We start from the raw sequence: 26,064 nt of genomic DNA, 5'->3' as shown, positions 1-26,064 counted from the left end.
GTTCCGGCACCCGCGACAGAAGCGGAGAGGGACAACCTCCCGGCAGGACCTTCCGCCATTGCGAAGCGGGCCGGGGACCACGGCGGGTCCTGCGCCACCAGCAGAGTGCCGAAAAACCGTTTCGACGGCTGCGGGCGAGGGCAAGAACGGGAGAATCGGCCTGGAGGCGGCCCTGCTCTACTGACTATGACAGCCGTCGTGACCGAATTTGGAACAAATTCCGCCATCCCGACGCCCTGGAAGCCTCCTTCGGCAGCCTGCCAGATCTTCCAGCCGCCGCGGCTCCGCCAAGGCCGTCCAGCGCACCGGATCTTGCGCAAGGCGGGCCAGGGCCGAAGACCCTGCAGGCAGCGCCGCGCGCCTCCGGACCGCCGACCGGCCCCCTCCGGCAGACTGGGCGCAATTGCGTCCGCCGGGACGGCCCCGCCCTCGTCCGCATGAGGGACGGGGACGGGGTCTGCCCCTGCCCGCTCCGGTCCGCCAGCGGCGGAACCGGAGCCCCGCCGGAAGCGCCCCGGGCGACCTGCCTGCCCCGGCGGTGGGACCCCGCCGGAGCGGACGGCTCAGAGGCCGCGGACCAGCCGCAGCGCGTCGTAGATCGCCGCATGGGTGTTGCGCGCCGCCACCGCGTCGCCGATCCGGAACAGCCGGAAGGCCGCGCCGGGATTGGGCGCCACCGCCTGCAGACCGCCGTTCGAGAGCGCCTCGTAATCGACCTCGCCCAGGTTCTTCGACTGCGGCTTCAGCTCGAAATAGAGCTCGTCCAGCGGCCGCGTGCCATGGTTCACCACCACCTGGTCGACCAGCCGCTCGCGCCGCACCGGCCCGTAATCCGAGCCCAGCACCGCCTTCAGCCCGTTGCCCTCGCGCTGCACCTCCGCCAGCCGCCAGGTGACGGTGAAGACCGTGTCCTTCGCCTGCAGCGCGCGCATGTAGGGCACCAGGTTCATCGCCATCACCTCGGGGGCGAAGCTGCGGTCGGGCGTCACGATCTCCACCTTCGCGCCCGCCGCCGCGGCGATATCCGCCGCCATCAGCCCGGCATGATCGCCCGCATCGTCATAGACCAGCACGCTCTGCCCAGGCTTCACGTCGCCCGAGACGATGTCCCAGGCCGAGACGACCAGCTCGTTGCCCGCGGCCAGCACCTCGGTATGGGGCAGCCCGCCGGTGGCGATCACCACCTCGTCGGGCGCCGTCGCCAGCACGTCCTCGGCCTCGGCATAGGTGTTGAAGCGGAACGTCACCCCCATGCGTTCGCACTGGTCGTAGCGCCAGGCGATGATCGAGGACATCTCGCGGCGCCGCTCCTGCAGCGCGGTCAGCCGGATCTGCCCGCCGGGCTGGTCGGCCGCCTCGAGCACCGTCACCGCATGGCCGCGCTCGGCGGCGACCCGCGCCGCCTCCATCCCCGCCGGGCCCGCGCCGATGATGGTGACGCGTTTCGGCGCCTCCGCCTTGGCGATCGCATGCGGCATCTCGATCTCGCGCCCGGTCGAGGGGTTGTGCAGGCACAGCGCCATGCCCCCCTGGTAGATCCGGTCGAGGCAGTAATTGGCGCCGACGCAGGGCCGGATCTCGTCCTCGCGGCCCTCGATCACCTTGCGCACCAGATGCGGGTCGGCCAGATGCGCGCGGGTCATCCCGACCATGTCGAGCTTGCCCGAGGCGATCGCGTGCCGCGCGGTGGCGACATCGGGGATCTTGGCGGCATGGAAGGTCGGGAAATTGGTCGCCTTGCGGATCTCGCCGGCGAAATCCAGATGCGGCGCGTTGCGCATCCCCTGGATCGGGATCACGTCGGTCAGGCCCGGATCGGTATCGATATGCCCCTTCACCACGTTGAGGAAGTCGACCAGCCCCGAGGCCTTCAGCCGCTGCGAGATCTCCAGCCCGTCCGTCAGGGTCAGCCCGCCCGGCAGATCCTCGTCCCCGGTATAGCGCACGCCCAGCAGGAAGTCCTCGCCGCAGCGCTTGCGGATGCCCTCGAGGATCTCGAAGGTGAAGCGCAGCCGGTTCTCCAGGCTGCCGCCATAGGGCCCGTCGAGATCATTGGTCAAGGGCGACCAGAACTGGTCCATCAGATGGCCGTAGGCCTGGATCTCGACCCCGTCGAGCCCGGCCGCCTTCATCCGCTCGGCCGCATCGACATAGTCGCCGATGATCCGCTGGATGTCCCAGTCCTCCATCTTCTTGGGGAAGGCGCGGTGGGCGGGCTCGCGCTCGTGGCTGGCGGAGACGACCGGCAGCCAGTCGGCCTTGTCCCAGCGGGTGCGGCGGCCCAGATGCGTCAGCTGGATCATCACCGCGCAGCCCTCGTCATGGCAGTCATCGGCCATCTTCTTCATCCAGCCGGTCACCTCGTCCTTCCAGGCGAGGATGTTGTTGAAGACCGGCGGGCTGTCGCGCGACACGCTCGCCGAACCCGCGGTCATGGTCAGCGCCACGCCGGCCTTCGCCCGCTCGACATGGTAGGCGCGGTAGCGCTCCTTCGGCATCCCGTCCTCGGGATAGGCCGGCTCGTGGCTGGTGATCATGATCCGGTTCTTCAGGGTCAGATGCTTCAGCTGGTAGGGCTGCAGGAGCGGGTCGTTCGTCATCGCGGTGCCTTCCGGGGAACTAGGGGGGTCCTGCGGCGAGGCTGGGCAAAGTGTACACACCTGTCAACATTCAGATCACCGCTGTTCCGCGCCCCCTGCCCTGCCCTCCGCGGGAAAATCCCTTGCCGCCAAGGCCCTGTGCGCGCCGGACGTCGCGACGGCGCGCAACCGGTCCCGCGCGGGGCGGCTGAAAAAATAGTCAGTCCTGTACATTTTGACGACAGATGCGGACAATCCGGTTGCCGCAGGGCGGCCCGGCGCCTATTGAGTCGGCCATGAGCGAAGAGACCCTCCCCGAGCGCGGCTGGCGCGGCTCCCCCGAGATCTGGCTCGACGCGGCCTATGCGGCGCTGGTCGAGAAGGGCGTGGACGCGGTCAAGATCATGCCGCTGGCAAGCTCGCTGAAGCTGTCCCGGACGAGCTTCTACTGGTTCTTCAAGGACCGCAAGCAGCTCCTTTCGGCGCTCCTGGACCGCTGGGAGACCTCGACCACCCGCCATCTGGTCGCCGCCGCCGGGGACTATGCCGCGACCGAGACCGAGGCGATGCTGAACGTCATCTCGACCTTCCTGTCGGATAACAGCTTCGACACCCGGCTGGAGCTCGCCGTGCGCGCCTGGGCGCAGCAGGATCCGGCGGTGCTGGACCGGCTGCAGGCCGCCGATGCCGAGCGGCTGGCGGCGCTGCGCGAGATGCTGATGCGCTGGGGCCATGACGCGGTCGATGCCGATGTGCGGGCGCGGACGATCTACCTGGTGCAGGTCGGCTACATTTCGATGCGCGTCGAGGAAAGCCTCGAGGAACGGCTTGCCCGCTTCCCCCATTACGTCGAAATCTATACCGGACAGCGCCCGCCCGAACACGAGATGGCGCGGTTCAGGGCGCGGATCGGCTATCGCGGCCCGGCCTGACACGGCCTTTCGCGACGGCGCTTTCCAACCGGTTCCACCAGAAAAACCGCCACGGCTTGCCGGATGCAGACATGTCCGGTAAATTGCTCTCAAACAAGAGCAATACGAGCAGGGCCGACCATGTCACAGACCGATCCCGAGATCCCCGCCATTGCGCCCACCGCGGCGCTGGAAGAGCTTGCCGAGGCGGCGCAGGACTATGCCCGCGCCTCCGCCTCCGACAACACGCTGCGCGCCTATGCCCAGGACTGGGCGGATTTCTCCCGCTGGTGCCGTCTGCGCGGCGCCCCTGCCCTGCCGCCCTCGGCCGAGCTGGTCGGGCTCTACCTGGCCGAGCGCGCGCGGACCCTGTCGGTCTCCAGCCTCGAGCGGCGCCTTGCCGGGATCGGCTGGGGCTACCGCCAGCGCGGCATGGAGCTCGACCGCGGCGACCGCCACATCTCCACCGTGATGAAGGGCATCCGCCGCCGCCATGGCCGCCCGCCGGTGCAGAAGGCGCCGATCTCCGCCGAGGAGCTGATGGCGATGGCGGCCACCCTGCCCCGCGACCTGCGCGGCTTCCGCGACCGGGCGATGCTGCTGCTGGGCTTCGCCGGAGCGCTGCGCCGCTCCGAGCTGACCGGGCTCGACCTGCATCGCGACGGCACCGAGGACGGCGCGGGCTGGGTCGAGATCGAGACCGAGGGCGCGCTCCTGGTGCTGCGCGGCAAGACCGGCTGGCGCGAGGTCGAGGTCGGCCGCGGCTCGACCGAGCGGAGCTGCCCGGTGGCGGCGCTGGAGCGCTGGCTGGAGCTCGGCCGGATCAGCGACGGCGCGGTCTTCCGCCGGGTCTCCCGCGACGGCCGCCGGGCGCTCGGCGGCCGGATGAACGACCGCCATGTGGCGCGGCTGGTGAAGACCGCGGCGCTCGCCGCGGGGCTGCGCCCCGAGCTGCCCGAGGCCGAGCGCGCCGCGCTCTTCGCCGGCCACTCGCTGCGCGCGGGCCTGGCCAGCCATGCCGAGGCGCCCGACCAGGACATCCAGCGCCAGCTCGGCCATGCGAGCCTGGAGATGACCCGCCGCTACCAGCGCCGCCGCGACCGGTTCCGCGTGAACCTGACCCGCGCCGCCGGCCTCTGACCCTGCCGGGTAACCCGCGGGTTACCCGCCCCCGACGGCCGCCTCCCGCCCCAGGCGCGCCAGCCGTCCGGGACCCTTCGGCGCTCCTCGATCCCCTGCCGCAGGAGGCATGGTCTCGTGACTTCGGCACCCGTCCGCGGCGGCCCGGCCTCTTCGATGCCCAAGGCCCCGTGCCGTTCCGGAGCGGTGCAGGCAATCGAGTCAGTTCCCGGCTCGCCCGTGCCCTCACGCGCACCCGACCCCACCGAGGACACCCCGCGCCTGGCCAGGGTAACCCGCGGGTTACCTGAGCGGGCCGTCTCTGCCCCTTTGGCCGTCGCGGCACCACGCCGCCGGTCCCGTCTCCCCCACCGAGCCACGCCCGACCTCGGGCCCCTACCATCCGAACGATGCCCGGGCCCGAGACACGGTCCAGAGAAACGCCAGCCCGCCGCGACACGTCCGACGCGCCGCGCCGCCACCGCAATCACACAATGCCCGAGGCCACCCACCGCTCCTGCTCCTGCTCCTCCTCCTGCTCCTGCTCCTGCTCCTGCTCCTGACCGGAACCATCGCCCACCCGCTTGGCCCAGCCGCAATCTCGACGAAGGAACCGCTCTTCCTTCCAAGCCCGGGCGGCCTGCCGTTGCCCGTCTCTACGCCGGTTTCGCAATCCACCCGCCACCAGTGACGCCCGTTGCCGCCACAACTCTCGGCCTCAGACCGCCGGGGAGTTGCGCGGGCCTTCCAGTGCCATGAGTGGTCCCTCTCCAAACGGCAGCCGCGCAGTTCTCCGCAGTCCCTGCGGCCGGCTGCCGCTCCGAAACAGCACGCCCGGCCGCCCGGGTCGAAACGCCGGTCGCACCAGCCCGGCATCCGGTCGCATGCGCTCATGCGCGCCGGGGCCCATCCCCCTGACAGGCCGTTCCGCATGGCCACCGACCCGCCCCGCAAGCCCGCATCACTGGGCCGGGAGCCTGACCGCGAGGGACGCGCGATCCGGGCACGGGCCTGCGTGGAGCGTGGAGCGTGGAGCGTGGAGAAAATCGGTCATCCGTCCTGCTTCGGTCAAAGCGGACGGACAGGCTGGAGGCAACGTCCCGCAGATCCGCAGCTCCGCCGCCACCAGCAACCGGCAGGCCCGGCCGTAACCCACGGGTTACTGCGTCGCCGGAGCACGCGGTCATCGACGGCTGGTGCTGCGCCCTTCGCCCCCAGCGTCGCCTCCCGCCGGACGCCTGCAGCCAGCTCCCGAAGTCATGCGTTCGAGCCGCGCCTGCCATCCCGTCGCAGCGCGCGGCATTGCCGTCATCCCCAGCTCCACCGCGGAACTCTGTCTGCCGTTCTGGCTGCGGCTTGGCTGCGCCGGTTTCAGATCCTCTTGCAACACAGACCCCGCGCCTGGTGCGGCAGCCTGTGGAGGCCGCCAAAGGCGCGAGCGGCGGGCTCAGCGCGGGGCGCCTAGCTGGAGCACCTCGCACAAGCCCCGGACCCCGGCCGGAGCGATAGCGCTCGTCGCCCTGCGCTGCGGGACAGGTCCGGCCGGGCGGACGGAGCGTCGGCGTCCCTGCATGTGCCAAGCCGGTCCGGGCGTCTCCGGCATGGGTAACCCGCGGGTTACCCCGAGCGCCAGCGCCCCGCGGAGCCGACAGGACGCGCCCCCGGTGAAGGAGCCATCCTGCACCGGCGCCTGCCCGGTGCCGCACTCCGCCGCGCGCGCCGGACTGGCCTTGCCGCGGGACGCTGGGCCGAGGGGGAGCGTCCCGCGGGGACGCTTTCCGCGAGACGCCGGTGCCGGATGCTCCGGAACGAAAAAGGGCGCGGCCCCGGCGGCCGCGCCCTCTGTCAGAGCAAAGGCGGATGGCTCAGAGCGACGTAACCCGCGGGTTACCTTCCTCCTCGCGCAGCGCCGCCTCGAAGGCGCGGATCGCGCGCATCAGCCGGTCCTTGGGGATGTCGGCGAAGTCGTCGCCCGAGACGATCCGGCACTCGCCCTTGCGCGCCGTGACCTTGGTCGTGCCGACATGGAACTCGTATTTCTCGCGGCGCTCGCGCTTCGGCTTGTCGCTCTTGCGGCGGTCGGAGATGAAGTCCGAGAGCACCTGCGCCTGGTCCTCGACCGTGCCCACTGCGGCCAGCGCGCGGCGCAGGCCCGCGACGCGGCCGGGCTGCGCCTTCATCGCGCGGGCGACCTCGACGCCGAGATTGCGGGTCACCGAGCGCGGCCATTGCAGCGACGGGCCCAGCTCCGCCAGCAGGAAGACGAAGCTGCGGATGTAGCTGCGCTTCATCTTGTGGAGCGAGCCGTAGAGACGGGCGACCAGCGCCTCGGCATCGGTCTCGGGCACGTCCGGATCGAGCGCGGCGGCCAGCGCGACCTGCGCCATCTCGGCGAAGGTCAGATCCTCGCGGACGACGTTTTCCTCGACCATGTCGACATAGCGCGCCACGCGGTCCTCGTCGCCGGCGCTGTCGATCCGCGCGACCACCTCGGCGAAGGCGCGGTCGTCGGTCTCGAGATAGAGCTGCTTCAGCGCGGTCAGCCGGCGCCAGCCCTTCTTCAGCTGGAAGCGGCCCTTGGCGTCGACGAAGACCTCGATCGGCTCGCGCTGGCCGCGGGCGCGGATCGAGGATTTCAGCTCTTCCATCTCGTCGGAGGAGGCGACGGCCTCGAGCTCCAGCCGGTCGCGGGGCAGGTCGTCGGTGCGCACGTCGCCGATCGAGAGGCGGCGCAGCACCAGGCCCGAGGCCTCGGCCTCGCGGAAGGCCTTGGCATCCTCGGCATTGCGGCGGCGCTGCTCGACCTTGGCCTCGGTGGTCTCCTGCAGGCTCTGGGCCGCCTCGCGCACGGCGGCGCCCATCGGGCCGACGGAGCGCTCGCGGCGCTTGGAGGGCAGGCCTGTATCGAGGGCGTCGAAGCCGAACTTGTTGCGGTCAGCCATCGATCAGCTCCTTCTCGCGGGCGCCTTCCTCCCAGGAGGCGAGGACCGTCGCCTTGAATTCCTGGTAGGCGGCGTCGAAGCTCTGGCGCGCGCGTTTCCAGGTCTCGCGCGTCATCTGGCGGTAGTCCTGCTCGTAGACCGACATCTGGAAGCGGCCGGACTGCTCGACCGCGCGGGTCATCTCGATCGGGTTCTGGCAGACATCGGCGCCGAAGACATTGCGGAAGGCGCCCTGCATCGCGGCGTGGAGGGGATTGGACACCTCGAAGCGGGTCATCAGCAGCTTGATGTCGCGGAAGCGCTTGGGCAGCGACAGGCCGGCATCCTCGGCCAGCGTGTCGAACCCGTCGGCAATGTCCTGCAGCGCGTCGCCGAGCTGGCCGAGAAAGGAGGTGGTGGAGTCGTATTCCCAGTAGCCGGGGCCCGAGGGGATATAGAGGATGTCGGCGGCGAAGGCGGCGTTCAGCGACTGGTAGCCGATGGCCGGCGGGCAGTCGAAGATGATCAGGTCGTACTGGTCGGCGGGCAGCTCGGCCAGGTAGCGGTCCATGCAGCCGAAGAAGCTCCAGGCCTTGTGCATGGAGCGGTACTGCGCCGAGGCGAACTCGACGAAGGCGGCGTTGGCGCAGGAGGGGATGATGTCGATGGTCGGCCAGCAGGTCGGCTGGATGAAGTCCTGGAAGCGCTGCGCGCCGATCGACTGGACATCCTCGGGCAGCTCGTCGGAGGCGGGGTAGGGGCAGTCGTCGGGGTCGTCATAGGAGGCGGCGATGCGGTCGGCCTCGCGGCAGAGGTCGCGGCACATGATGCCCCAGACGGTGTTCCACTCCTTCACCTCGACGAGGCCCATGGAATGGGTCAGCGTCGCCTGCGGGTCGAAATCGACGCAGAGCACCCGGTAGCCGTCGAGCGCCGCGGCATTGGCCAGGTGCTGGGCGACCACGGTCTTGCCGACGCCGCCCTTGAAGTTCGACACGGCGATGCGGGTGGCGCGGCCCTTGGGGCGGCGCGGCAGCAGCGACTTGCCGCGCAGGCGCACGCGGCGGCGCAGCTCGTTGATCTCCTCGAGGGTGAACCAGCGCTGGCGGCCGTCCTCCTCGGTCTCGCCCTGGGGCAGGGAGGGATCCTCGGCCAGCTTCTTGCGCAGCGTGTCGGCGGCGACATCGAACATGAACTGGCTTATCTCCCAGATGGAGAAGCGGCGCAGCTCCTTCGTTTCGGCCGGAGAGAAGGTCGCGCGGCGCACGGCGGACTGCTGTGCGAGGCTGCGCTCGTTCATTGTCTGGAGGTCTGAATGGTCTCGCATCATGCCTGCTCGTGTTTTTTACCGTTGTGCTCTGAATAACGCGAAATCGGGAAACTGCAAAACGGCAATTTCGCGCGCGTAATTGCCGGCACCGGGCGGAAAAACGCGATGTTGCACGGATGCCATAGCCGAAAAGGGGACAGGTTTGCCCGGGATTCCCGTATTTTGGTGACAGGCAGGGGCTTATAGGGTGACAGATAAGAGTGTCCCCTATCTCCTATAAGACTCTCCGATTCAGCTTTTTCGGATCCGGAATTAGAATTCCCGTATTTCCCCCCGCGTTGACAGATTGCAGGACTTCATGCTTCATTTCCCGAAACAAGGAATCGAGGATCCGGCAACAGGGTCCCGTATTGAGGCATAGGACAGATCGCTGTCATGGAGCGCGCACGCATCACCGGCCCGGGGGCCGGTGTCTGGAAGTATGACATTCTCACGGCGCTGACGCTATGGGGTCTTCACGGCTCCCAGGGCGAGCAGGCGACGGCATTGCGGCTCGTGGCGATGATCACCGCGCGCTACAACTGGCAGCGCGACGAGATCGCCATCGGACAGCGCGACCTGGCGCGGCTCTGGGGCGTGACCGAGCGGACGGTGAAGCGCGAGATCAAGCGGCTGGGGCAGCTAGGCCTCCTGGAGGTTCTGCGCCCTGGGGTCCGGGGCAGGGTGGCCAGCTACCGGCTGGTGCCCGAAGCGGTGGCCGCGCTGTCCCAGCCCCACTGGGACCGGGTCGGCCCGGATTTCATCGAGCGGCTGGCGGCACGGCGCGCGGCGCCGGTGACGCAGGAGGGGCCGCAGGTGCTGCGCGTCGATTTCCGCAAGCTGCGCGGGGCGGAGCCCGCCGACGGGGCAGGGGACCCGTGGAGCCAGGTGCAGGCACGCCTGCGCGCCGCGGCGCCCGAGGCTTATGGCGCCTGGTTCGCGGGGCTGCAGCTGACCGGCGCCGGAGAGGGGCGGGTGGAGATCGCCGCCCAGAGCGCCTTCGTGCTGCGCTATATCGAGACGCATTTCGGCGAGATGCTCCGGGGCGCCGTGGCCGAGGCCTTCGGCGCGGAAACCGAGATGGTGCTGGGCGTCAGCGGCTGAAGACGGCGGTGCCGCTCTGCGCCGCGATGCGGTCCGCGGCGGCGAAGATCGCCTCGCGCTCCCCGGGGCCCTGCATGCGGTTGAGATCGGCGACGGTGGTGATGACGCAGGCGAGCCCGCCCTGGGCGTCGAAGACCGGCGCGGCCTGGCCGGTGACGCCGCTGAGCAGATGGCTGGTCAGTTCGGCACGGCGGCTGCGGCGGATCGCGGCGAGGGTCTCCGGGGCAGGGGGGCTGCCGCGGAACGCCGCGGGCTGGCTGGCGCGGGCGACAGCGATCAGCGCCGGGGCCAGATGGGCCTGGAAGACCAGCCCGCAGGCGGTGTTGTCGAGCGGCAGGATGTCCCCGAGCCCCAGCGAGCTGATCGAGAAGATCGCGCTGCGGTGCCAGCGCACCAGCACCGGGCCGCGCTCCGTCCAGATCGCCACCCCGGCGCTGGCGGCGCTTTCCTCCGCGAGGCGGCGCATCTCGGCAGAGGCGATGTCGACCGGGTCGATCCGCTTCAGCGCGGCGATGCCGAGGGCGAGGGCGGACGGGCCGAGATCGTAGAGCCCGCTGGCCGGGTCCTGCCGCGCCAGGCCTTCGCGCACCAGGCTCTGCAGGTAGCGATGCGCGGTCGAGCTGCCGCTGCCCGTGCGCCGGGCAAGCTGGCCGAGCGCCTGCGGACCGTCCGCGGCGGCGAGCGCCTCGAGGAATCGGGCGCCCACGGCGATCGACTGGATGGTGGCGCCGCGGCGGCGGTCGTCGTCTGTCTGTGTCATGTCATACCTGCCTCCTCCGGCATCGCAGTCGCCTGCGCCGGATGCAACTCGTATCGGCCCGGCAACACCTGACAAAAATTGTCGTCTTTGCATTGCATGACGGAACGCATTCTGCAATCTGGAACCGAAATTCGCGGGCCGCCAGCCGCTGCCGCCGCCAGACGGGTCCGCCTCCCAACCATAGAACCAGAAAGAAGGACAGCCAGCGGATCCCCGATCGGCCAGCGACTCCTCGGTCGAAAGGACAGTCATGCCGCCGAGTTTCCGCAAGAGCCTGCTTCCAGCAGCCTGCCTGCTTGCCCCTGCCGCCTGGGGCCAGAGCATGCAGGACATTCCAGATGTCCTGGTGCTCGACACCATCACCGTCACCGGCGAGCGGATCGACCGCAGCCTCGAGGACACGGCCAGTTCGGTCAGCGTGATCTCGACCGACACGCTGGCGCGGCGCAGCGGCGCCTCGACCGTCGCCGAGGCGGTGGGCTCGGTGCCGAACGTCATCTACACCGCGACGACCGGCGCGCCGGTGATCCGCGGCGAGAACGCCGCCGGTCCGGCCGAGGGGCGCAACGCCTTCTTCGGCGGCACGATCCCGCGGGTGCCGGTCAATGTCGACGGCCATGTGCTGAGCTACAACGAGCTGGTCTTCGGCATCGGCTCGCTATGGGATGTCGACACGATCGAGGTGTTCCGCGGGCCGCAGACCTCGGCGCAGGGCGCCAACTCGATCGCAGGGGCGATCATCGTCAACACCGCCGATCCGACCTTCACCCCCGAGGCGGCGGCGCAGCTGGAATTCGGCAGCTACAACACCCGCCGCGCCTCGGTCATGGCCTCGGGGCCGCTGTCGAACTCGCTGGCGGCGCGCTTCACCTATGACTACCAGTCGCGCGACACCTTCATCGACTACACCAATCCGGATTTCCAGGAAGGCAAGACCGACCAGGATTTCGAGTCCCGCACCGCCCGCGGCAAGATCCTGTGGAAGCCCGAGGCGATGCCGCAGCTCGAAGTGCAGCTGACCATCGCCGACATCCAGTCGAACGTGCCGACCTGGGAGGCCTCCTCCGGCGATCCCAGCGACTGGGACGACCTGGAGAACGCCACCTCCAGCATGCCGAGCCAGAAGATCGACTCCACCTACGGCGTGCTCGACGCCAGCTACGAATTCGACAACGGCGCGAAGCTGATCAACCAGTTCGTCTATTCCGACCTGGTTGCCGACCGCTATACCGAGCCGGACACCTCGGGCACGGCGCGCACCGACATGGACACGATCTCGAACGAGACCCGGCTGGTCTTCGGCGACGAGGTCTCGACGATCAGCGGCGTGGCCGGCGTCTATGTCGCCAAGACCGACGCGGATGAATGGCTGAACCTCTCGCCCTCCTATTACGGCGGCGTCACCGAATTCGACGACACCAAGGAGAGCCTCGGGATCTACTCGGAAGTCACCTGGCGCTTTGCCGACCGCTGGTCGGTCTCGGGCGGGCTGCGCTACCAGCGCGACGACATCAGCCGCGAAGGCCATGTCGGCAACGGCGTGGCGATCGAGGATCTCGACTATGACGAGAGCTTCGACGAATGGCTGCCCCGGCTGTCGCTGGCCTACGAGGCGACGCCCGATGTCACCGTCGGCGGCCTGATCTCGCGCGGCTACAACCCCGGCGGCGTGAGTCTCAGCTTCATCTCCGGCGAGTACCTGGAATTCGAGGAGGAGACCTCCTGGAACTACGAGCTCTTCGCCCGCGCCAACCTGATGGACGGCCGGATGCAGCTGAACGGCAACCTGTTCTACACCGAGGCCGAGAATTCCCAGCGCCAGCTGCCGGAATACCGCGGCACCACCCAGTCGGGCACGGTCGTCGTCAATGCCGATGACGCGACCTCCTACGGGCTCGAGGCGGACATGGCCTACCAGGTGATCCCGACGGTGCGGGTCTCGGCCGGGCTGGGCCTGATGTGGACCGAGCTGGGCGAGTTCACCGATGCGATGGGCGTGGAATACGAGGGCAGCGATTTCGCCAACGCGCCGAGCTACACGCTGACGCTGGGGGCCGACTGGGAGGCGCTGCCGGGGCTGACCCTCGGCGGGCAGATCCGCCATATCGACGGCTACTATTCCGACGACACCAACACGCCGGAATTCGAGGTCGACGACTACACGCTGGTCGATGTCCGCGCCGCCTACGACATCAACGACCGGTTCCAGGTCTACGGCTATGTCGACAACCTGCTGGACGAGCGCACGGCGACCTACCTGGTCACCGACCGTTCGGTCGGCGGCACGGTCGGCAAGATGACCATGCCGCGGGTCTTCGGCATCGGGCTGAAGGCGACCTTCTGATCCTGCGCGCGGGCGGGCTGGGTCCCGCCCGCGTGTCCTGCCGGGCCCGGCCTCCGGCGTTCTGTCGACAGAGCGCGGTGGGGTCCTGCGAGCCTCAGGCGCTGGCCCCGGGACGGGGAGAGCCGCTCCGCTCCGGCGGAGATCCCAGCCGAGTTTCCGCGGAGGCTGTCTGCATCAGCCGTTTCGCCGCCCGCGGCGCGGATCGAGGACAGGCTGCCTGCCCCGGGGCGAAACGGTCGTGCTGCGTCTTCCCCGAGCTTGGCTCCGGGAGCAGGTCCCGCTCCGCCCTCGCCAGGTCCGGCGTCCCCTCGGCGATGTTCAAGTGCCCGCGCGTTGCGGAAGATCGCGAGGCCATTGCGGCACGGCGCGCCCGGACCGTGATCAGTCCTGCCACCTTTGCTCTTGCGCGCCGAAGATATGCTCCAGCGGGGTGTCCCGCAGATCGAACGGCCGACCGGTCTGCTCGATCTTCGGGCGCGGAGGCGCTGGACCCCCCGGAAAGTCCTCTCCTGCGCCATCGCTGCAAGCACCCGCCGCGTGTCCGGCAGCGGCTGCGGGCCCGCTTGCGTCAGCGGATCGAATGACGGGAAGGGCAGGGGACGGGGGCCATGCCCAGCGTCTCGATGGTCAGTTCGCCGCGCCCAACCGGCATGCGCCCGCCCCGGGTCTTCATGATAGTGTCCGAGCACGTGGTGTAATTTCAGCGCCGTCGACGGTGTGATCCCGGGTGGTCACCGAGGTGTATGGTCGAGGTGGAGTTTGGCGACTTCAACCACGGACCAAAGAGGACCCCGATGACCAAGACGAACATGGACCTGTCCGAGCTCATGGCCAATCATGATCAGGGCGACTTGCTACGAAGCATCGCCGAGGCCGTGCTGCAGCTGATCATGGAGACCGATGTCGAAGGCCTGATCGGTGCTGGCCGCCACGAGCGCAGCGGCGAGCGAACGACGTGGCGCAATGGCTACCGCGACCGATCGCTGGGCGCGCGCCTCGGGACGCTGAACCTGCGCGTGCCCAAGCTCCGGCAGGGCAGCTATTTCCCCGGCTTTCTCGAGGCCAGGAAGACCTCCGAGCAGGCCCTGGTGGCCGTGATCCAGGAGGCCTGGATCGGCGGCGTCTCCACCCGGCGCGTCGACGAGCTGGTGCAGGCGATGGGCCTGAGCGGCATTTCCAAGAGCACGGTGTCCAAGCTGTGCAAGGACATAGACGAGCGCGTCGGCGAGTTCCTGAACCGCCCGCTGACCGGGGAATGGCCGTATGTCTGGCTCGACGCCACCTGCCTGAAGGTCCGGCAGGGCGGCCGTATCGTGCCGGTGGCGGCCATAATCGCCGTCGCGGCCAACACCGAGGGACGGCGCGAGATCATCGGCCTGGGGCTGGGGCCCTCGGAGGCCGAGGCGTTCTGGACCGAGTTCCTGCGCTCGCTGAAGGCCCGCGGCCTGGATGGCGTGCGGCTGGTGATCAGCGATGTGCACAGCGGTCTCAAGGCCGCCATATCGCGGGTCTTCGAGGCGACCTGGCAGCGGTGCCGCGTTCACTGGATGCGCAACGCCCTGGCGCATGTGTCCCGCGGCCAGCATACGGTGGTCGCGGCCGCCATCCGGCAGGCTTTCGACCAGCCCGGCCGCCCCCATGCAGGCGAGACTTGGCGCAAGGTGGCGGAGCAGCTGCGCTCCAGATGGCCGAAACTCGCGGACCTGATGGACGCCAGCGAAGATGACGTGCTGGCCTACATGACGTTTCCACGGCAGCACCGCACCAAGCTGCACTCGAGCAATCCCATCGAACGGTTGAACAAAGAGGTGAAACGCCGGGCCGACGTCGTGGGGATATTTCCCAACGAGGCATCCATCAAGCGCCTCATCGGCGCCGTCCTGTTCGAGCAAAACGACGAATGGCAGACCGCCAGCCGCTACATGATGGTCGAGGCCTTTGCGCAGATCGACAAGGAGGAGATCGACCCCATTCTCAGCATAACCACGAAGGCCGCCTGATCATGACCTCAGGCCATCCGGGAAATTGCACCAGCTTGACGGACGCTATCGTCTCCATCGCCGCCATGTCTCTCTCCGTCGCCGAGCGGAGCCGCTGGCCTGTACGCGCGCGGTGCCGTACCCGCAGTGCAGCGTGGAAATGGATCGCGCGTCGGTGTCGGCGTTCCCAAGGCGTGCGACCGAGCAAACGTCTTTCCAGCCGCCGGACCGGACGGATGGCGACGGCTGTCTGCCAGATGGGGGGGGTTGGCGGAGTGGTCCCGTGTCCGTGGACCGGGTCAGAGTCGCGCAGGGCAAGATTGGATGCGCGCGACCAATGACCCGAGGCTGTCGGCGGGCGGGAGAGGCAAGAGTCCGGCCCGCCAGCTCCGGCGGCTGCGGTGCAGGGCCTCTTGCGCGGGACGAACGAGTCCAGCTCCGCGGAGGCGCTCGGCGGTTGGGGAGAAGTCCGACAGGAGTGCGCCCCTGGCTGATGGGGCATGAGGTTTGTCTGCTCTTGGCGGAGGCCCCGGGCGAATAGATTGGCATATTTACCGGACATAGTGACGCCCGGCAGAAGCTGGCGGTTTTCGGGTGAAATATTGCGTACAAGCGCCGAGAGAGGAGCGCGCTACGGGGCCTGCCGGGTACCGCCTTGGTCGCGGAACGGGCGGAGGGGCCTAGTTGCACGAAGGAGATCGGGGGTTCACCTTGTGCATCCAATGGACCTTGTCGCGCAAATTCTGGCAGGGAATTACTTAGTAAAGCCAATGCTATAGACCGACGCCACGAGCATGCCGCCAACTGGCGCGCGTGCCGTCAGGTGCTGAGGAAGCGCGGCTCGCTGACCGTCCGGCTCCCTCCCGAGATGCGGTGGCGGCCAAGCCATCCAGGCGCCATGGCCGTCGGCTGGCGTAGAGCGGCAAGGAAGATCAAATCCGCGACGAACGCCATCCAGGCTTGCCTGACCATCAAGGTGCTCCTTGACCTGCCGCTCCGCGAGGGCGAACCAGCGGGACGCCACGGGTTCGAGCCCTCTGGCGACCGGTTTCGTGGCGAGCCTTCTGGAACGGTCCGGGGCTCAGCGAGCCGTGCCGGATGTCAGCACCCTGTCCCGGCGCCAGTGTCGCCGCGCAAATCCGTCGAATACAGGATGCGGCCGTTTCTTATCGCGGCCCGAAGCGCGCCTTGCTCCTGCGCGTGGACAATGAGGCGGCGTCCGCCACCGGTCCGGGGACGATCCCGAATGGCAGCGAGATGGAGGGCGAAGGCGCGTGGCACAGGCGCAAGCATGGCGGCGTCAAGCGGCGCGTTCGCGGATCCGCCCGGACCGGGGTCACGGGCCGCCTCGGCATCATTGGTGCTGAAATCGACATCCGGACGTGATGCGCCTTTCCCGAGCCGAGGTCGGGCCACGCGTTCGACCTCGGCGGCGCCGGGGCGTTGAAACGGTGCATGCATGCGTGGCAAGCGCCATCGGTCCGGGCGCGGCGCGGGTGCGGATCTCGGCGGTCTGGCGGTCGGGGCTGCCTCGCGGCGCTCCGCTCGCCGGAGGATTTTAGGGGGCTCATCCCGGCCTCGATCAGGCCGCGGACGCGGGGGGCAGGCCACCTCTTCCGTATCGTCCCGCCAAGGCGCCGGGTGGCCCGCAGGGTATCGTTGCGCGCCAGCGCAGCGGGGCGGTCCTCGCTCCAGAGGCGGCCTTTCTCCGGACCGGAATGATGCCAGTAGGGCCGCGCGCCAGGATCGCCGAATGGCGCCGTCCTGTGTCGAAGGCACCATCGCCCGTCACGGTTCGGTCCCCTGGCCGTCCGGGATCAGGCCGAGGCGTTCGGGACGGACAGGGCTGTCGCCCTCGCGGCTGGAGGCGGACTCCACCGCCCGGATGCCGCCCGTTGCCGTGTGCAAGGCGAGATGGACCTTGCGGTACTGGCGGTAGCTGCCGTGCGTCCTGGCGGGCCATTCTCCGTCGTCCGGGAACTTGATGCCCGCGCTGTCCGCTGCCTGGCAGGGTGTTGCGCAGCAATGCCCGAGAGGGACCGGCAAGTTCGGCGGGCCCGTAGCACGCCGGCTCGACACCTCTACGGCGTTGGGTTCCTGGCGGCGGCTGAGCGAGGAGAAATCGGGCACCGGCCAATCCGGGCCTGCCATCTCGAGGATGCGGGCGGCCATTTTTGACGGTGACGATCTCTCCGGCCTGGCGCAACGCCGCCGACTGGGCGTCTCCAACCCGTCAGGCCCTGGATTGCATTCGCCGGACGGGGCGCCGCCCGTCCGGTCCCCAAAGCCTCCCCCGGAGGAGTTGCCGCTGGCGCGGACCGGTCCGGCCTCCCCCGGACCGTGTGCTGATCCTCCTCAACCGGAGAAGTGCGGTAGACGCCCTGGGCGCTCCTCCTTCGGGCCATGTCCCGGTACAGCCCGGCTTCCGCGTGTGCGCCAGTGTGCTCGATCCAGTGGCGCATCTATGGCTCACGATGAGACATCCCGTTCGTCGTGCGGCGGCGGGCTGGTTCGGGTTTCGTCATGGCGGGGTCCTGAACCACAGGGTTCACGCCGTGACTCCCGGAATCCGGCGAGGTCTGCAACGACGCCGAGGGCGGGCAGGGTGGCCCCTGCGTTTTCCATGGAGACCCCGGCTCAACCGGCAGACGCGTGCCGGAGCGAGGCGCGGCGGACGCGTTCGTCCTTCAGCCAGGCGCGGAGCATGCTGTCATTGGCGCGGATGTCCCCGGCGCGCTCTGGTCGGGAGCAGGCCTTCGTCCGGGACCCTCCGGGCCCAGCTCCGGCGGCCAGACATGGCGGCCGCCCTTGCCGCGCGCCACGGCAGGGCCCGGGACGGTTCTGCTGGCCGCTTTGCCGTCCTGTTCCATGCTCGGGACCGGGCGGATCGTCACCGCCGCGGGGCACCGCCATGCCGCAGCCGGGCATCGCCGGATCTGAAAGCACTGCCGGAAGGCCTCATGTCGAGATCCCGGCAGCGGATTCGCGGGTTGCGATGCGCCGCTCCTGCCCGTCGAACCAGTAGAGCCGGGTCGCGTCGAAGCCGACCGAGATCCCGGCCCCTTCCCCGGGGGCGTCCCCGCCGTTGTAGAGCGCGAGGCAGCGGCCCAATCCGTCGAGATGAAGGTGCAGAAGGGAGCCCGCGCCGGTATATTCGTTGCTTTCGACCCGCCCGCTCACCAGTCCCTCGCCCTCCGGTAGCACCTGCATGTCCTCGGGCCGCAACCCGGCCCGGACCGCGCCGGATGCCGGGCGGAGGTGTCCGGGCAGGCTTGCCGCCAGGCCGGCGGCGTCGAAGAGGTTCATCTTCGGGCTGCCGATGAACTGGGCCACGAAGACATTGGCCGGCCGGTCGTAGAGGTCGCGCGGGGAGCCGACCTGCTCGACCCGGCCGTCCCGGAGCACGACGATCTTGTCGGCCAGCGTCATCGCCTCGATCTGGTCATGGGTGACATAGACCATCGTGGTGCCGAGGCGCTTGTGCAGGCCGGAGATCTCGGCGCGCATGTGGACGCGCAATTCGGCGTCGAGATTCGACAGCGGCTCGTCGAAGAGGAAGACCTGCGGATGGCCGACGATCGCCCGGCCGATGGCGACCCGCTGGCGCTGGCCGCCGGAGAGCTCGCGCGGGAACCGGTCGAGCAGGCTCTCGAGCTTGAGCGTGCGGGCGGCCTCGTCGACGCGGCGCGCGATCTCGGGCCTGGCGACCTTGCGGACCTTCAGGCCGAACCCCATGTTCTCGCGCACCCGCAGGTGCGGATAGAGCGCGTAGGACTGGAACACCATGGCCACGCCGCGCTTGGCGGCGGGCACGTCGTTCATCCGCGTGCCGCCGATCTCCAGCGTGCCGCCGGTGATGTCCTCGAGCCCCGAGATGCATCGCAGCAGCGTCGACTTCCCGCAGCCTGAGGGGCCGACGAAGACGACGAATTCGCCATCCCGGACCTGCAGGTCGACATTGCGGATCACCTCCAGCGCGCCGAAGGACTTGCAGACGCCCGTCAGGGTCAGGTCAGCCATATCTTCTCTCCTTCGCGGGGACCGTCATTCTGCCCGGCCGAACAGTTCCATCCGCGGCGTGCGGTAGATGTGCGTCGGCCATTCCAGGGGGATTGCGAAACGCTGGCGGAGCAGCTGCTGGTAGGCCGCGAGATGGCCGGGCGCCTCGCGCACCCCGCGCGGCGTTTCGCCGGTATCGAGGCAGTAGGCGGCCAGCGCGCCGACCGCCTCGCCGATATTCCACTCCACCGGATGCAGGCGGTAGCAGCCATTGGTGATATGCGTCGATCCGATGTTCTTGCAGGCCGGCAGCAGGTTCTCGATCCGCTCCGGGATCAGCGCGCCAAGCGGGATCTGGAAGGGCCAGTTGGCGATATCCACGTAGTTGCGCGGCGCGGTCGAGGGGTGCAGGTCGATCCGGTAGCTGCCGACGCCGACGCTGTCGGAGAAGACCTCGGCGCCGACCAGCCCGTCGCGCGCCTCCACGCCAACATGGGCCTCGGTCACCGTGAACAGCGCCTTGATCCGGCGGCTTTCGCGGATATAGGGCGCGACGGTCAGCCCGTCGAGCGTGCCCATGACCTCGCCCGCCGGGCGCAGGCCGCGATATCCGGTGCCGCCGTCATGGCGCGGGGCCTCCGTCTGCATCCAGTAGAGCATGGAAAGCGAGAGCTGGCGCGCGCCTTCGAGGTGGCGCCTGGCCTCGTCTGGCGGAACGCCGACGACGGGGCCTTCGCAATAGTCGATCTGCGGCCAGTTCACGAGGCAGACATCGGACGGGAAATGCCCCTCTGCATGGTTCCGGCGCCGCAGGATGCGGCGGTAGTGCCAGTTGTCCTCGATCCCCTCGGCGTCGCTGTCCCCGGCAAAGAGCGGACGGGTGTCGGGCGCGAGGGTCACCGGGTCCGGCCCGGTGAAGGACAGCTGCCGGTCGGGCCAGAAATCGAGCTTGTAGCTGCGCCACTTGTCGTATTCGGCGGGCCGGTCGATCGTGTGGTCCTCGTCCGGGTGGTAGGACATGGCAAAGCACCAGCTGACCGCCTGCTGGTCCATCGGGTCCGCCTCGGGCAGCGCCGAGGGCTCGCCCGTCTGGGCCTGGCTCTCCGCGCCGGTCACGTGCTCGACCGCGCCCATCTCCAGCAGATCGCCCAGCTCTGTGGCGTCGATGACATAGCGGCCGCGCAGCACGAGCGGGCCGTATTCCCGGCTGTCGACCTCGACGGCGTCGAAGCGGTCGCCGGTCTGCTCGACCGCAACCGGCCGCGTGTCCAGCAGGACGGTCAGGCGCCCGGTCCCGAACCAGGGGGCGAGCATCTCGCCGATCACCGCCACGCCGACCCGCGGCTCCGCCGTCAGCGGGCTGACATTGCCGCTGCCCGGGTTCAGGAGAGAAAGCCCCCGCGTCGTCTCCGTCAGCGGGTAGTGGCGCCGGTAGTAGCTGCGGATGCCCTCGCGCAGCTGCCGGTAGCTGGCCGTGGAGCCGTCCTTTTCGATCCAGGGGTTTTCGTCGGGGGGCACGGCCTGGGTGGTCAGCTGCCCGCCCAGCCACTTGTATTCCTCGGTCAGGATCACGCTGCGGCCCATCTTGAGCGCCGCCAGCGCCGCGGCGACGCCGCCCAGGCCGCCGCCGATGATGATGATGTCTGCGTGGAGGTCTTTCATGGTCTGCTATCCCTTGACGCCCGAGAGGGCGAAGCTTTCGACGATCTGACGCTGTGCGGCGATGTAGACGACCAGGATCGGCACGACGGCCAGGCTGGTCGCCGCCATCTGCAGGTGCCAGAGCGGCAATCCGTAGGCGTCGGTGAAGTTGGAGAGCGCGAGCGGAAGGGTGAAGAGCTCGATATCGCTCAGGAAGACAAGCGGCTCGAGGAACAGGTTCCAGGAGTAGAGGAAGGTGATGATCCCCACCGCCGCCAGCGCGGGCCGCGAGAGCGGCAGCGCCACTTTCCAGAAGATGCCGAACCGGGACAGCCCGTCCATCCGCGCGGCCTCCTCCAGCTCCGGCGGCAGCGCGGTGAAGTACTGCCGCATCAGGAAGGTCGCCATGACGCCCTGCGACCCGAACATCGGCAGCAGGATCAGCGGCATGTGCGTGTTCATCAGGCCCAGCTGCTTCATCAGGAAGAAGTTGGGGATGATCGTGACCTCCTCGGGCATCATCAGCGCGGAGATCAGCACCAGGAGCAGCAGGCCGCTGCCGGCGAAGCGGATGCGGGCCAGCGCATAGCCCGCCAGCGACGAGATGAAGAGCGTGCCCGCCGTGACCAGGCCCGCGATGTAGAGCGAGTTGGCGTACTGGCGCGCGAAGGGCTGGTAGCGGAACACCTCGGCGTAGTTCTCCCAGTGCCAGGTCTCCGGCAGCAGAGAGAGCGCGGGCGAGAAGATCTCCGCCTGGGATTTCACCGCGCTCGAGAGCATCCACAGGAAGGGGAAGACGAAGGGCACGGCGAGGATGGCGAGCGACAGGTACCAGCAGGCGCGGACGGCCGGCGACCGGAAACGGGTCATCTGGGGCCCCCCCGCTGCTTGAGCATGACCTGGGTGACGGTGAGCAGCGCGATCAGCAGGAAGAGGATCACCGCCAGGGCGGCGGCATAGCCGACATGGAAGAACTCGAAGGCCTGCTCGTAGATGTAGAAGGCCAGCACCAGCGTGCCGTTCTCCGGCCCGCCCTCGGTCATCAGGTAGATATGGTCGAACACCTTCAGCGAGCCCACGACGGTGATCACCATGATCACGAGCGTCGTCGGCGCCAGAAGCGGCCAGGTGATCATGCGGAACACCTGCCAGCCCGAGGCGCCCTCCAGCCGCGCCGCTTCCTCGTAGTCGCGGGGGATGGATTGCAGGGCGGCGATGTAGAGGATCATGTTCAGCCCGACGGTCTTGAACACGCGGGTGACGATCACCGCGAACATCGCCCAGTCCGGATGCCGCAGCCAGTTCGGCCCGTCGATGCCCAGGAGCGCCAGCCCCTGGTTGACCGCTCCGCTCTCGCCCTGCAGCAGGAAGGTCCAGACAATGGCCCAGGCAACCGCGGCCGTGACCACCGGCGCGAAGAAGACCGTCCGGAAGATCACGACCCCCCGGAACGGGCGCGACAGGGCCACCGCGAGGGTCAGCGCGAGGACCATGTTCAAGGGAACAAGCCCGGCGGCAAAGACCAGCGAGTTGCGCAGCACCGTCCAGAACTCCGGGTTCCGGCCGAGCGCGTCGGCGTAATTGTCCATGCCGACGAAGCTGGATTGCTGCGACAGCAGGTTCCACTCCGTCAGCGAGTAGCCCAGCACCGCGATCAGCGGCCCGACGAAGAAGATCAGGAAGCCGATGGTGACGGGGCTGACGAACAGCCATCCGACCAGCGCCTCGCGCGTGCGCAGCGGGATCGGTGGCCGGATGGCCGCAGCTTTCATCGCACCGGCCTCAGAGCAGCGGTTCGATTGCTGCGCAAACGTCTTCGAGAACCGCCTTCACATCGGCATCCGGCTTCCACAGCGCGTCGAATTTCGGCCGCATGGCGGACTCGATCTGCGGATAGGCGATGTGCCCCGGCGCGACCGAGCCATTGGCGATGCCCTCGGCGACGATCTTCATCTGCGCCGACGTGACCGCGGCGTTGCTCGACAGGAAGGCTTCGTCCTCGAGGACCGACAAGCGGGCCGGCGGGAAGAATTCCGCCATGACGGCGACGTTTTCGGGGCGGGTCATATGGGCGAGGAAATCGGCCGCCAGCTCTGTCTGGCTGCCTTGCGCAAAGGCCACGACGGCTGCCTGGCCGATGACCGAGACCGCCCCTGCCGGTCCAGAGGGCAGGGGGGCGATGCCCCAGTCGAACCCGGCATCCGACAGCTTGGAGACCCGGCTGAGCTGGGTGACGGTCAGCGCGGCATTGCCGGTGAAGAAGTCGCCCTGTTCGCCCGGGGGCACTGCGGAGCGGTCCTTGAAGATCATGTCGTGATAGAGCGCGACCGCCTCGACGGCTTCGTCGCTCGACAATCCGCAGGTGCCATCTTCCCATGCCGCGCCGCCATAGGAGCGGATCATCGGGATCAGCGTGTGGATGACCCGTCCGCCATAGCCCTGGCCGTCGACGCTCTGGAACCCCCAGACCCCCTCCTCGGCATCGGCCAGCGCTGCGGCGTCCTGCTTCAGCCGCTCCCAGGTCCATTCGCCCTTCGCGGCCAGCACGTCCGGGTGCTCCAGCCCGGCGGCGTCATAGAGGGAGGCATTGTAGTAGATGATGAAGGGCGAGGTCGAGAACGGCACGCCGTAGACGGCGCCGCCCTCCTGCCACAGCCCCATCGCCGCCTGGGACAGGTCGTCGAAGTCATACCCGTCCGTGTCCTTCAGTGTATCCGACACATCCAGCAGCACGCCCGCATCCACGAAGGTCGGGGCGGAGTTCTCCAGCAGCCAGCCGAGATCCGGAGGGTTGCCGCCAGCCAGTTGCAGGGTGATCTTCTGCACGTAGTCGGCAAAGGGAATGGTCTCGAACCGGACCGTCACATCGGGGTGCTTTTCCGTATAGCTGGCCGCAATCCCGTCCAGCATCGCCAGATGCGCGTCGCTCCCGGTCCAGACGGTGAAGCGAAGCTCCTCGGCCATGGCCGTGGTCCCGAGCATGCCGGCCATCAGGGCACTCGCGCCGATTAAGCGCTTTATCATCCTGTCGTGTCGTTCCATGGTTTCTCCTCCCCTGGATTTTCATGTCAGTGAGCGCTGTCGATCCGGCGCAGCGTTCCGCCCGGAATGAAGCTGCAAGGCAGCGTCGTCTGCGCCGGGCCCCTCAGCCGGCCGTCGAGCTGGGCCAGCAGCAGGCGCACGGCCTCCCGGCCCATCTCTTCGCGCGGAACCTCGAAATGGGTCCATCGCGAGATGCTTTTGGAATCTTCCAGCGGCGTTCCGAGAACGGCGATGGACAGATCATCCGGGACGGACAGCCCCCGCGCCCGCAGCAGGTCTTCCGCCCGCTCTGCATGTCCGAGCGTCTCCGCGAGGATCAAGGTGACGCCCTGGCCGAGGGCGTTCTCCAGCCAGTCCGCGTCCATCGCCTCCGGATCGATGTGCCAGCAGCAGTCCGGGCCCGCATCCAGCCCGAGCGTCTGCATCGCGGACCGGAATCCCGTCTCCCGGTCCAGCTGCTGTTCGCGGATGGTCACGCCGCCGAGAAAGGCAATGCGGCGATGGCCGCGCTCGTGGCCGTGCTGGACGATCCCGGCGGTCGCCTCCGCGTAGCCGGCCGCCGCCCAGTTCAGCTCGACGCGCCCGGAATGGCGCCGCCCCACCGTCACGAAAGGGAAGCCCTCGTCGACGAGCCGCTCGAGTTCGCTTGAATCCGGTTCCTGTCCCAGCAGGATCGCCCCGTCGGCAACCCCGAGGCGGTTCGACCCGCCGGCGAAGATCTGCCGCGGCCGGTCATCCGTCTGCGCCGACGTGAACAGAAGCAGGTCGTAGCCCGCGCCGGACACCTGCATCTCGATCCCGCGCAGCATCGGGTAGAAGAAGTTGCCCCGTTCGGAGGGAAAGACCGGCTCGTAGGTGAAGACGCCGAGGATGTTCCGCTTCCCGCGGGCGAGCGATTGCGCGACCAGGTTGGGCGAATAGCCCAGTTCGCGAACCGCCTTCCGCACCCGTTCGGCCGTCTCCTGGCTGACGCGGACGCCGGTCGCGCTATTGGGATTCAGAATCGCCGAGACAACTGCCGTCGAAACGCCGGCCAGGCGCGCGACATCGGCTTGCGTGACCCGGCGCCTTCCGCTGGTTGAGCTGATTGCCACCTGCATTTCCTCCCTGATTAAGCGCTTTATCATGGGGAATGGCCGAAGGCAATCCGCGATTTTTGCGAGACGGGACCGAATGAGACTGGTGCCGCGCCAATTCTCCGGATGGAGCTGTCGTTTGCCTGCACTATCGCCGGGCGGGTGATCGGAACATGGTCGGCGGCGCCGCCATCTGCGCGGTGCGGATGGCTGCCCCAGGCGCTCTTGGCCTGCGCAAGGGGAGGAGCGGCAGGCGGGACGCGGCGTCGGCATGCCCCACGAAACCGCCCGGCACGGGATGCTCACATTCGGGCCGCAGATCGCGGGGCGGTCTCCGGTCCGGCGATGCCCGGCACGTGACTCGCAGGACGGAAAAAGTCGCGGCCAGGTCTTTCTGCCTCCGGCGTATCGCCGATCGCCATGGCACCGGGACCCGGCGGGCGCGTCGGGAGGAGCGGGAGGCGGAAAGGTGTCCGCGAGCCAGTGAAAGGCCCGGGACCCTGGTCGTGGCAGGTGGTCAACGGCGGCTCTGCCGCTTCGGAGTGGTCAAGCGCGCGGTCGCGCCCGAGCCCGGCCGCAGTTCGCTTCTGGTCGCGCACCGAGGCCGCTGGGCAGCCATCTGCACCACCGGGGCGGGGCGCGTCGAGGATGCCCGGATGGAACCCCGCAAGGTGAGATCAACCGCTCTCGACCCGGAAGAAGAAACTGCGGCAGCAGCGTTCCGGCGCTATGCGTTTCTGCCTCTGGACGACCGCCACTATGCCTTGCAGCCGCCAAACCGCGGCTGACGCGCTCATTCTCTGCACTGCTGACTGCAGCGCCGCGGGATCAGTCGGCTGCCCGATGTAAAGGACGACAAGCCGAAGCGGAGATCCGAGGCTTGCCCGACTGGGCACCCCCGCGTGGAATTGGGCATTGTCGCGCAATTGCTCCGAGCGCCTATTGGCGACAGCGTTTAACTTGCCAATCGTCAACGGGACTGCCAGGCAATGGCCCCCGTGTCCGGCAGGGTCTGTCAAGAGACCGGCAAAGACCACCGGCAGGCGAAGATCAGTCATCCCCGGACGAACGGCCAGGTCGGGCGGATGCAACCAGCGATCAAGGAGGCCACCCACCAAGACCGCATGTCTTTCTCACCGGCCCGGCCCTGCCGGATCAGTCTGCATCCTGATCGCGGGGCGGCGGGGGCCGTCCGTTTGCGATGGAGGACGACATGCGGAACGCCCATGGAACGATCTGCGCCGGAATTGATATGTCCAGGGACAAGCTTGCGGTCGCGA

17 protein-coding genes and 1 pseudogene are annotated in these 26,064 nt (G+C 68.7%); 7 read left to right on the top strand and 11 right to left on the bottom strand.

Annotation, left to right across the window (positions count from 1 at the left end; translation table 11 throughout):
• Positions 1–563: 563 nt before the first annotated feature.
• Entirely contained in the window at positions 564–2,600 is a 2,037-nt protein-coding gene (gene hpbA / locus FGX59_RS10840) for an N-methyl-L-proline N-demethylase HpbA (RefSeq protein ID WP_138466555.1), read from the bottom strand.
• A 275-nt stretch (positions 2,601–2,875) separates the two neighbouring features.
• Between hpbA and FGX59_RS10835 the strand changes: the two genes are divergently transcribed.
• Both FGX59_RS10835 and FGX59_RS10830 read left to right on the top strand, forming a co-directional pair.
• Positions 2,876–3,511, top strand: a complete 636-nt coding sequence (locus FGX59_RS10835) for a TetR/AcrR family transcriptional regulator (RefSeq protein WP_138466554.1) — start codon at positions 2,876–2,878, stop codon at positions 3,509–3,511.
• Between the two features lie 120 nt (positions 3,512–3,631).
• Complete coding sequence (locus FGX59_RS10830) at positions 3,632–4,630, top strand: tyrosine-type recombinase/integrase (protein ID WP_240722383.1); 999 nt, start codon at positions 3,632–3,634, stop codon at positions 4,628–4,630.
• 1,844 nt (positions 4,631–6,474) lie between these two features.
• Here the strand turns inward: FGX59_RS10830 and FGX59_RS10825 are convergent.
• Positions 6,475–7,551 (bottom strand): ParB N-terminal domain-containing protein, encoded by a 1,077-nt coding sequence (locus FGX59_RS10825; protein ID WP_138466552.1) that lies wholly within the window; start codon positions 7,549–7,551, stop codon positions 6,475–6,477.
• Positions 7,544–8,857 carry an AAA family ATPase gene (locus FGX59_RS10820; protein ID WP_138466551.1) on the bottom strand — a complete coding sequence of 438 codons (1,314 nt, stop codon included), beginning with the start codon at positions 8,855–8,857 and terminating at the stop codon, positions 7,544–7,546. The genes FGX59_RS10825 and FGX59_RS10820 overlap by 8 nt, the downstream gene beginning before the upstream one ends.
• A 378-nt stretch (positions 8,858–9,235) precedes the next feature.
• Between FGX59_RS10820 and FGX59_RS10815 the strand changes: the two genes are divergently transcribed.
• On the top strand, positions 9,236–9,943 hold the full coding sequence (locus tag FGX59_RS10815) for a DnaA N-terminal domain-containing protein (RefSeq protein WP_138466550.1): 708 nt from the start codon (positions 9,236–9,238) through the stop codon (positions 9,941–9,943).
• Here the strand turns inward: FGX59_RS10815 and FGX59_RS10810 are convergent.
• Positions 9,933–10,703, bottom strand: a complete 771-nt coding sequence (locus FGX59_RS10810; protein WP_138466549.1) for an IclR family transcriptional regulator — start codon at positions 10,701–10,703, stop codon at positions 9,933–9,935. The two genes, FGX59_RS10815 and FGX59_RS10810, sit on opposite strands and share 11 nt — an antisense overlap.
• 322 nt (positions 10,704–11,025) lie before the next feature.
• Here FGX59_RS10810 and FGX59_RS10805 point away from each other — a divergent pair, with 322 nt between their 5' ends.
• The 3 genes from FGX59_RS10805 to FGX59_RS10795 all read left to right on the top strand — a co-directional run bounded on the left by FGX59_RS10805 (position 11,026) and on the right by FGX59_RS10795 (position 16,412).
• Complete coding sequence (locus FGX59_RS10805) at positions 11,026–13,047, top strand: TonB-dependent receptor (protein WP_171060604.1); 2,022 nt, start codon at positions 11,026–11,028, stop codon at positions 13,045–13,047.
• 794 nt (positions 13,048–13,841) lie between these two features.
• The gene (locus FGX59_RS10800) at positions 13,842–15,047 is read left to right on the top strand and encodes an IS256 family transposase (protein ID WP_138466547.1); all 1,206 of its coding nucleotides are present in this window, start codon (positions 13,842–13,844) and stop codon (positions 15,045–15,047) included.
• A 1,167-nt stretch (positions 15,048–16,214) separates the two neighbouring features.
• Positions 16,215–16,412 carry a hypothetical protein gene (locus FGX59_RS10795; RefSeq protein ID WP_138466546.1) on the top strand — a complete coding sequence of 66 codons (198 nt, stop codon included), beginning with the start codon at positions 16,215–16,217 and terminating at the stop codon, positions 16,410–16,412.
• 24 nt (positions 16,413–16,436) lie between these two features.
• Here FGX59_RS10795 and FGX59_RS38650 read toward each other — a convergent pair.
• The 7 genes and pseudogenes from FGX59_RS38650 to FGX59_RS10765 all read right to left on the bottom strand — a co-directional run.
• Positions 16,437–17,198: pseudogene (locus FGX59_RS38650) on the bottom strand (IS5 family transposase); the annotation flags it as partial.
• Positions 17,199–17,984: 786 nt separating this feature from the next.
• A complete protein-coding gene (locus FGX59_RS10790) occupies positions 17,985–19,046 on the bottom strand; it encodes an ABC transporter ATP-binding protein (RefSeq protein ID WP_138466545.1) in 1,062 nt (353 codons plus the stop codon).
• Positions 19,047–19,070: 24 nt separating this feature from the next.
• Positions 19,071–20,687 (bottom strand): FAD-dependent oxidoreductase, encoded by a 1,617-nt coding sequence (locus FGX59_RS10785; RefSeq protein WP_138466544.1) that lies wholly within the window; start codon positions 20,685–20,687, stop codon positions 19,071–19,073.
• 6 nt (positions 20,688–20,693) lie between these two features.
• Positions 20,694–21,536, bottom strand: a complete 843-nt coding sequence (locus FGX59_RS10780) for a carbohydrate ABC transporter permease (protein ID WP_138466543.1) — start codon at positions 21,534–21,536, stop codon at positions 20,694–20,696.
• The gene (locus FGX59_RS10775; RefSeq protein WP_138466542.1) at positions 21,533–22,438 is read right to left on the bottom strand and encodes a carbohydrate ABC transporter permease; all 906 of its coding nucleotides are present in this window, start codon (positions 22,436–22,438) and stop codon (positions 21,533–21,535) included. Before FGX59_RS10775 ends, FGX59_RS10780 begins: the two co-directional genes overlap by 4 nt.
• 10 nt (positions 22,439–22,448) lie before the next feature.
• Positions 22,449–23,708 (bottom strand): sugar ABC transporter substrate-binding protein, encoded by a 1,260-nt coding sequence (locus tag FGX59_RS10770; protein WP_206078334.1) that lies wholly within the window; start codon positions 23,706–23,708, stop codon positions 22,449–22,451.
• A gap of 26 nt (positions 23,709–23,734) precedes the next feature.
• A complete protein-coding gene (locus FGX59_RS10765) occupies positions 23,735–24,802 on the bottom strand; it encodes a LacI family DNA-binding transcriptional regulator (protein ID WP_171060603.1) in 1,068 nt (355 codons plus the stop codon).
• A gap of 638 nt (positions 24,803–25,440) precedes the next feature.
• Between FGX59_RS10765 and FGX59_RS39295 the strand changes: the two genes are divergently transcribed.
• A complete protein-coding gene (locus FGX59_RS39295; protein ID WP_255471569.1) occupies positions 25,441–25,572 on the top strand; it encodes a hypothetical protein in 132 nt (43 codons plus the stop codon).
• The last annotated feature ends 492 nt before the right edge of the window (positions 25,573–26,064 follow it).

This window comes from Poseidonocella sp. HB161398 (assembly GCF_005870025.1).
Taxonomy (GTDB): domain Bacteria; phylum Pseudomonadota; class Alphaproteobacteria; order Rhodobacterales; family Rhodobacteraceae; genus Mangrovicoccus.
Note: the sequence above shows the minus strand (reverse complement) of the source record. Positions and strands in the feature narration are given on the sequence as shown.

What these genes read in the sequence shown, in the direction of transcription:
- hpbA (WP_138466555.1), bottom strand. Translation starts at nt 2,600, where the DNA reads ATGACGAACGACCCGCTCCTGCAGCCCTACCAGCTGAAGCATCTGACC.
- FGX59_RS10835 (WP_138466554.1), top strand. Translation starts at nt 2,876, where the DNA reads ATGAGCGAAGAGACCCTCCCCGAGCGCGGCTGGCGCGGCTCCCCCGAG.
- FGX59_RS10830 (WP_240722383.1), top strand. Translation starts at nt 3,632, where the DNA reads ATGTCACAGACCGATCCCGAGATCCCCGCCATTGCGCCCACCGCGGCG.
- FGX59_RS10825 (WP_138466552.1), bottom strand. Translation starts at nt 7,551, where the DNA reads ATGGCTGACCGCAACAAGTTCGGCTTCGACGCCCTCGATACAGGCCTG.
- FGX59_RS10820 (WP_138466551.1), bottom strand. Translation starts at nt 8,857, where the DNA reads ATGCGAGACCATTCAGACCTCCAGACAATGAACGAGCGCAGCCTCGCA.
- FGX59_RS10815 (WP_138466550.1), top strand. Translation starts at nt 9,236, where the DNA reads ATGGAGCGCGCACGCATCACCGGCCCGGGGGCCGGTGTCTGGAAGTAT.
- FGX59_RS10810 (WP_138466549.1), bottom strand. Translation starts at nt 10,703, where the DNA reads ATGACACAGACAGACGACGACCGCCGCCGCGGCGCCACCATCCAGTCG.
- FGX59_RS10805 (WP_171060604.1), top strand. Translation starts at nt 11,026, where the DNA reads ATGCAGGACATTCCAGATGTCCTGGTGCTCGACACCATCACCGTCACC.
- FGX59_RS10800 (WP_138466547.1), top strand. Translation starts at nt 13,842, where the DNA reads ATGACCAAGACGAACATGGACCTGTCCGAGCTCATGGCCAATCATGAT.
- FGX59_RS10790 (WP_138466545.1), bottom strand. Translation starts at nt 19,046, where the DNA reads ATGGCTGACCTGACCCTGACGGGCGTCTGCAAGTCCTTCGGCGCGCTG.
- FGX59_RS10785 (WP_138466544.1), bottom strand. Translation starts at nt 20,687, where the DNA reads ATGAAAGACCTCCACGCAGACATCATCATCATCGGCGGCGGCCTGGGC.
- FGX59_RS10780 (WP_138466543.1), bottom strand. Translation starts at nt 21,536, where the DNA reads ATGACCCGTTTCCGGTCGCCGGCCGTCCGCGCCTGCTGGTACCTGTCG.
- FGX59_RS10775 (WP_138466542.1), bottom strand. Translation starts at nt 22,438, where the DNA reads ATGAAAGCTGCGGCCATCCGGCCACCGATCCCGCTGCGCACGCGCGAG.
- FGX59_RS10770 (WP_206078334.1), bottom strand. Translation starts at nt 23,708, where the DNA reads ATGGAACGACACGACAGGATGATAAAGCGCTTAATCGGCGCGAGTGCC.
- FGX59_RS39295 (WP_255471569.1), top strand. Translation starts at nt 25,441, where the DNA reads ATGGAACCCCGCAAGGTGAGATCAACCGCTCTCGACCCGGAAGAAGAA.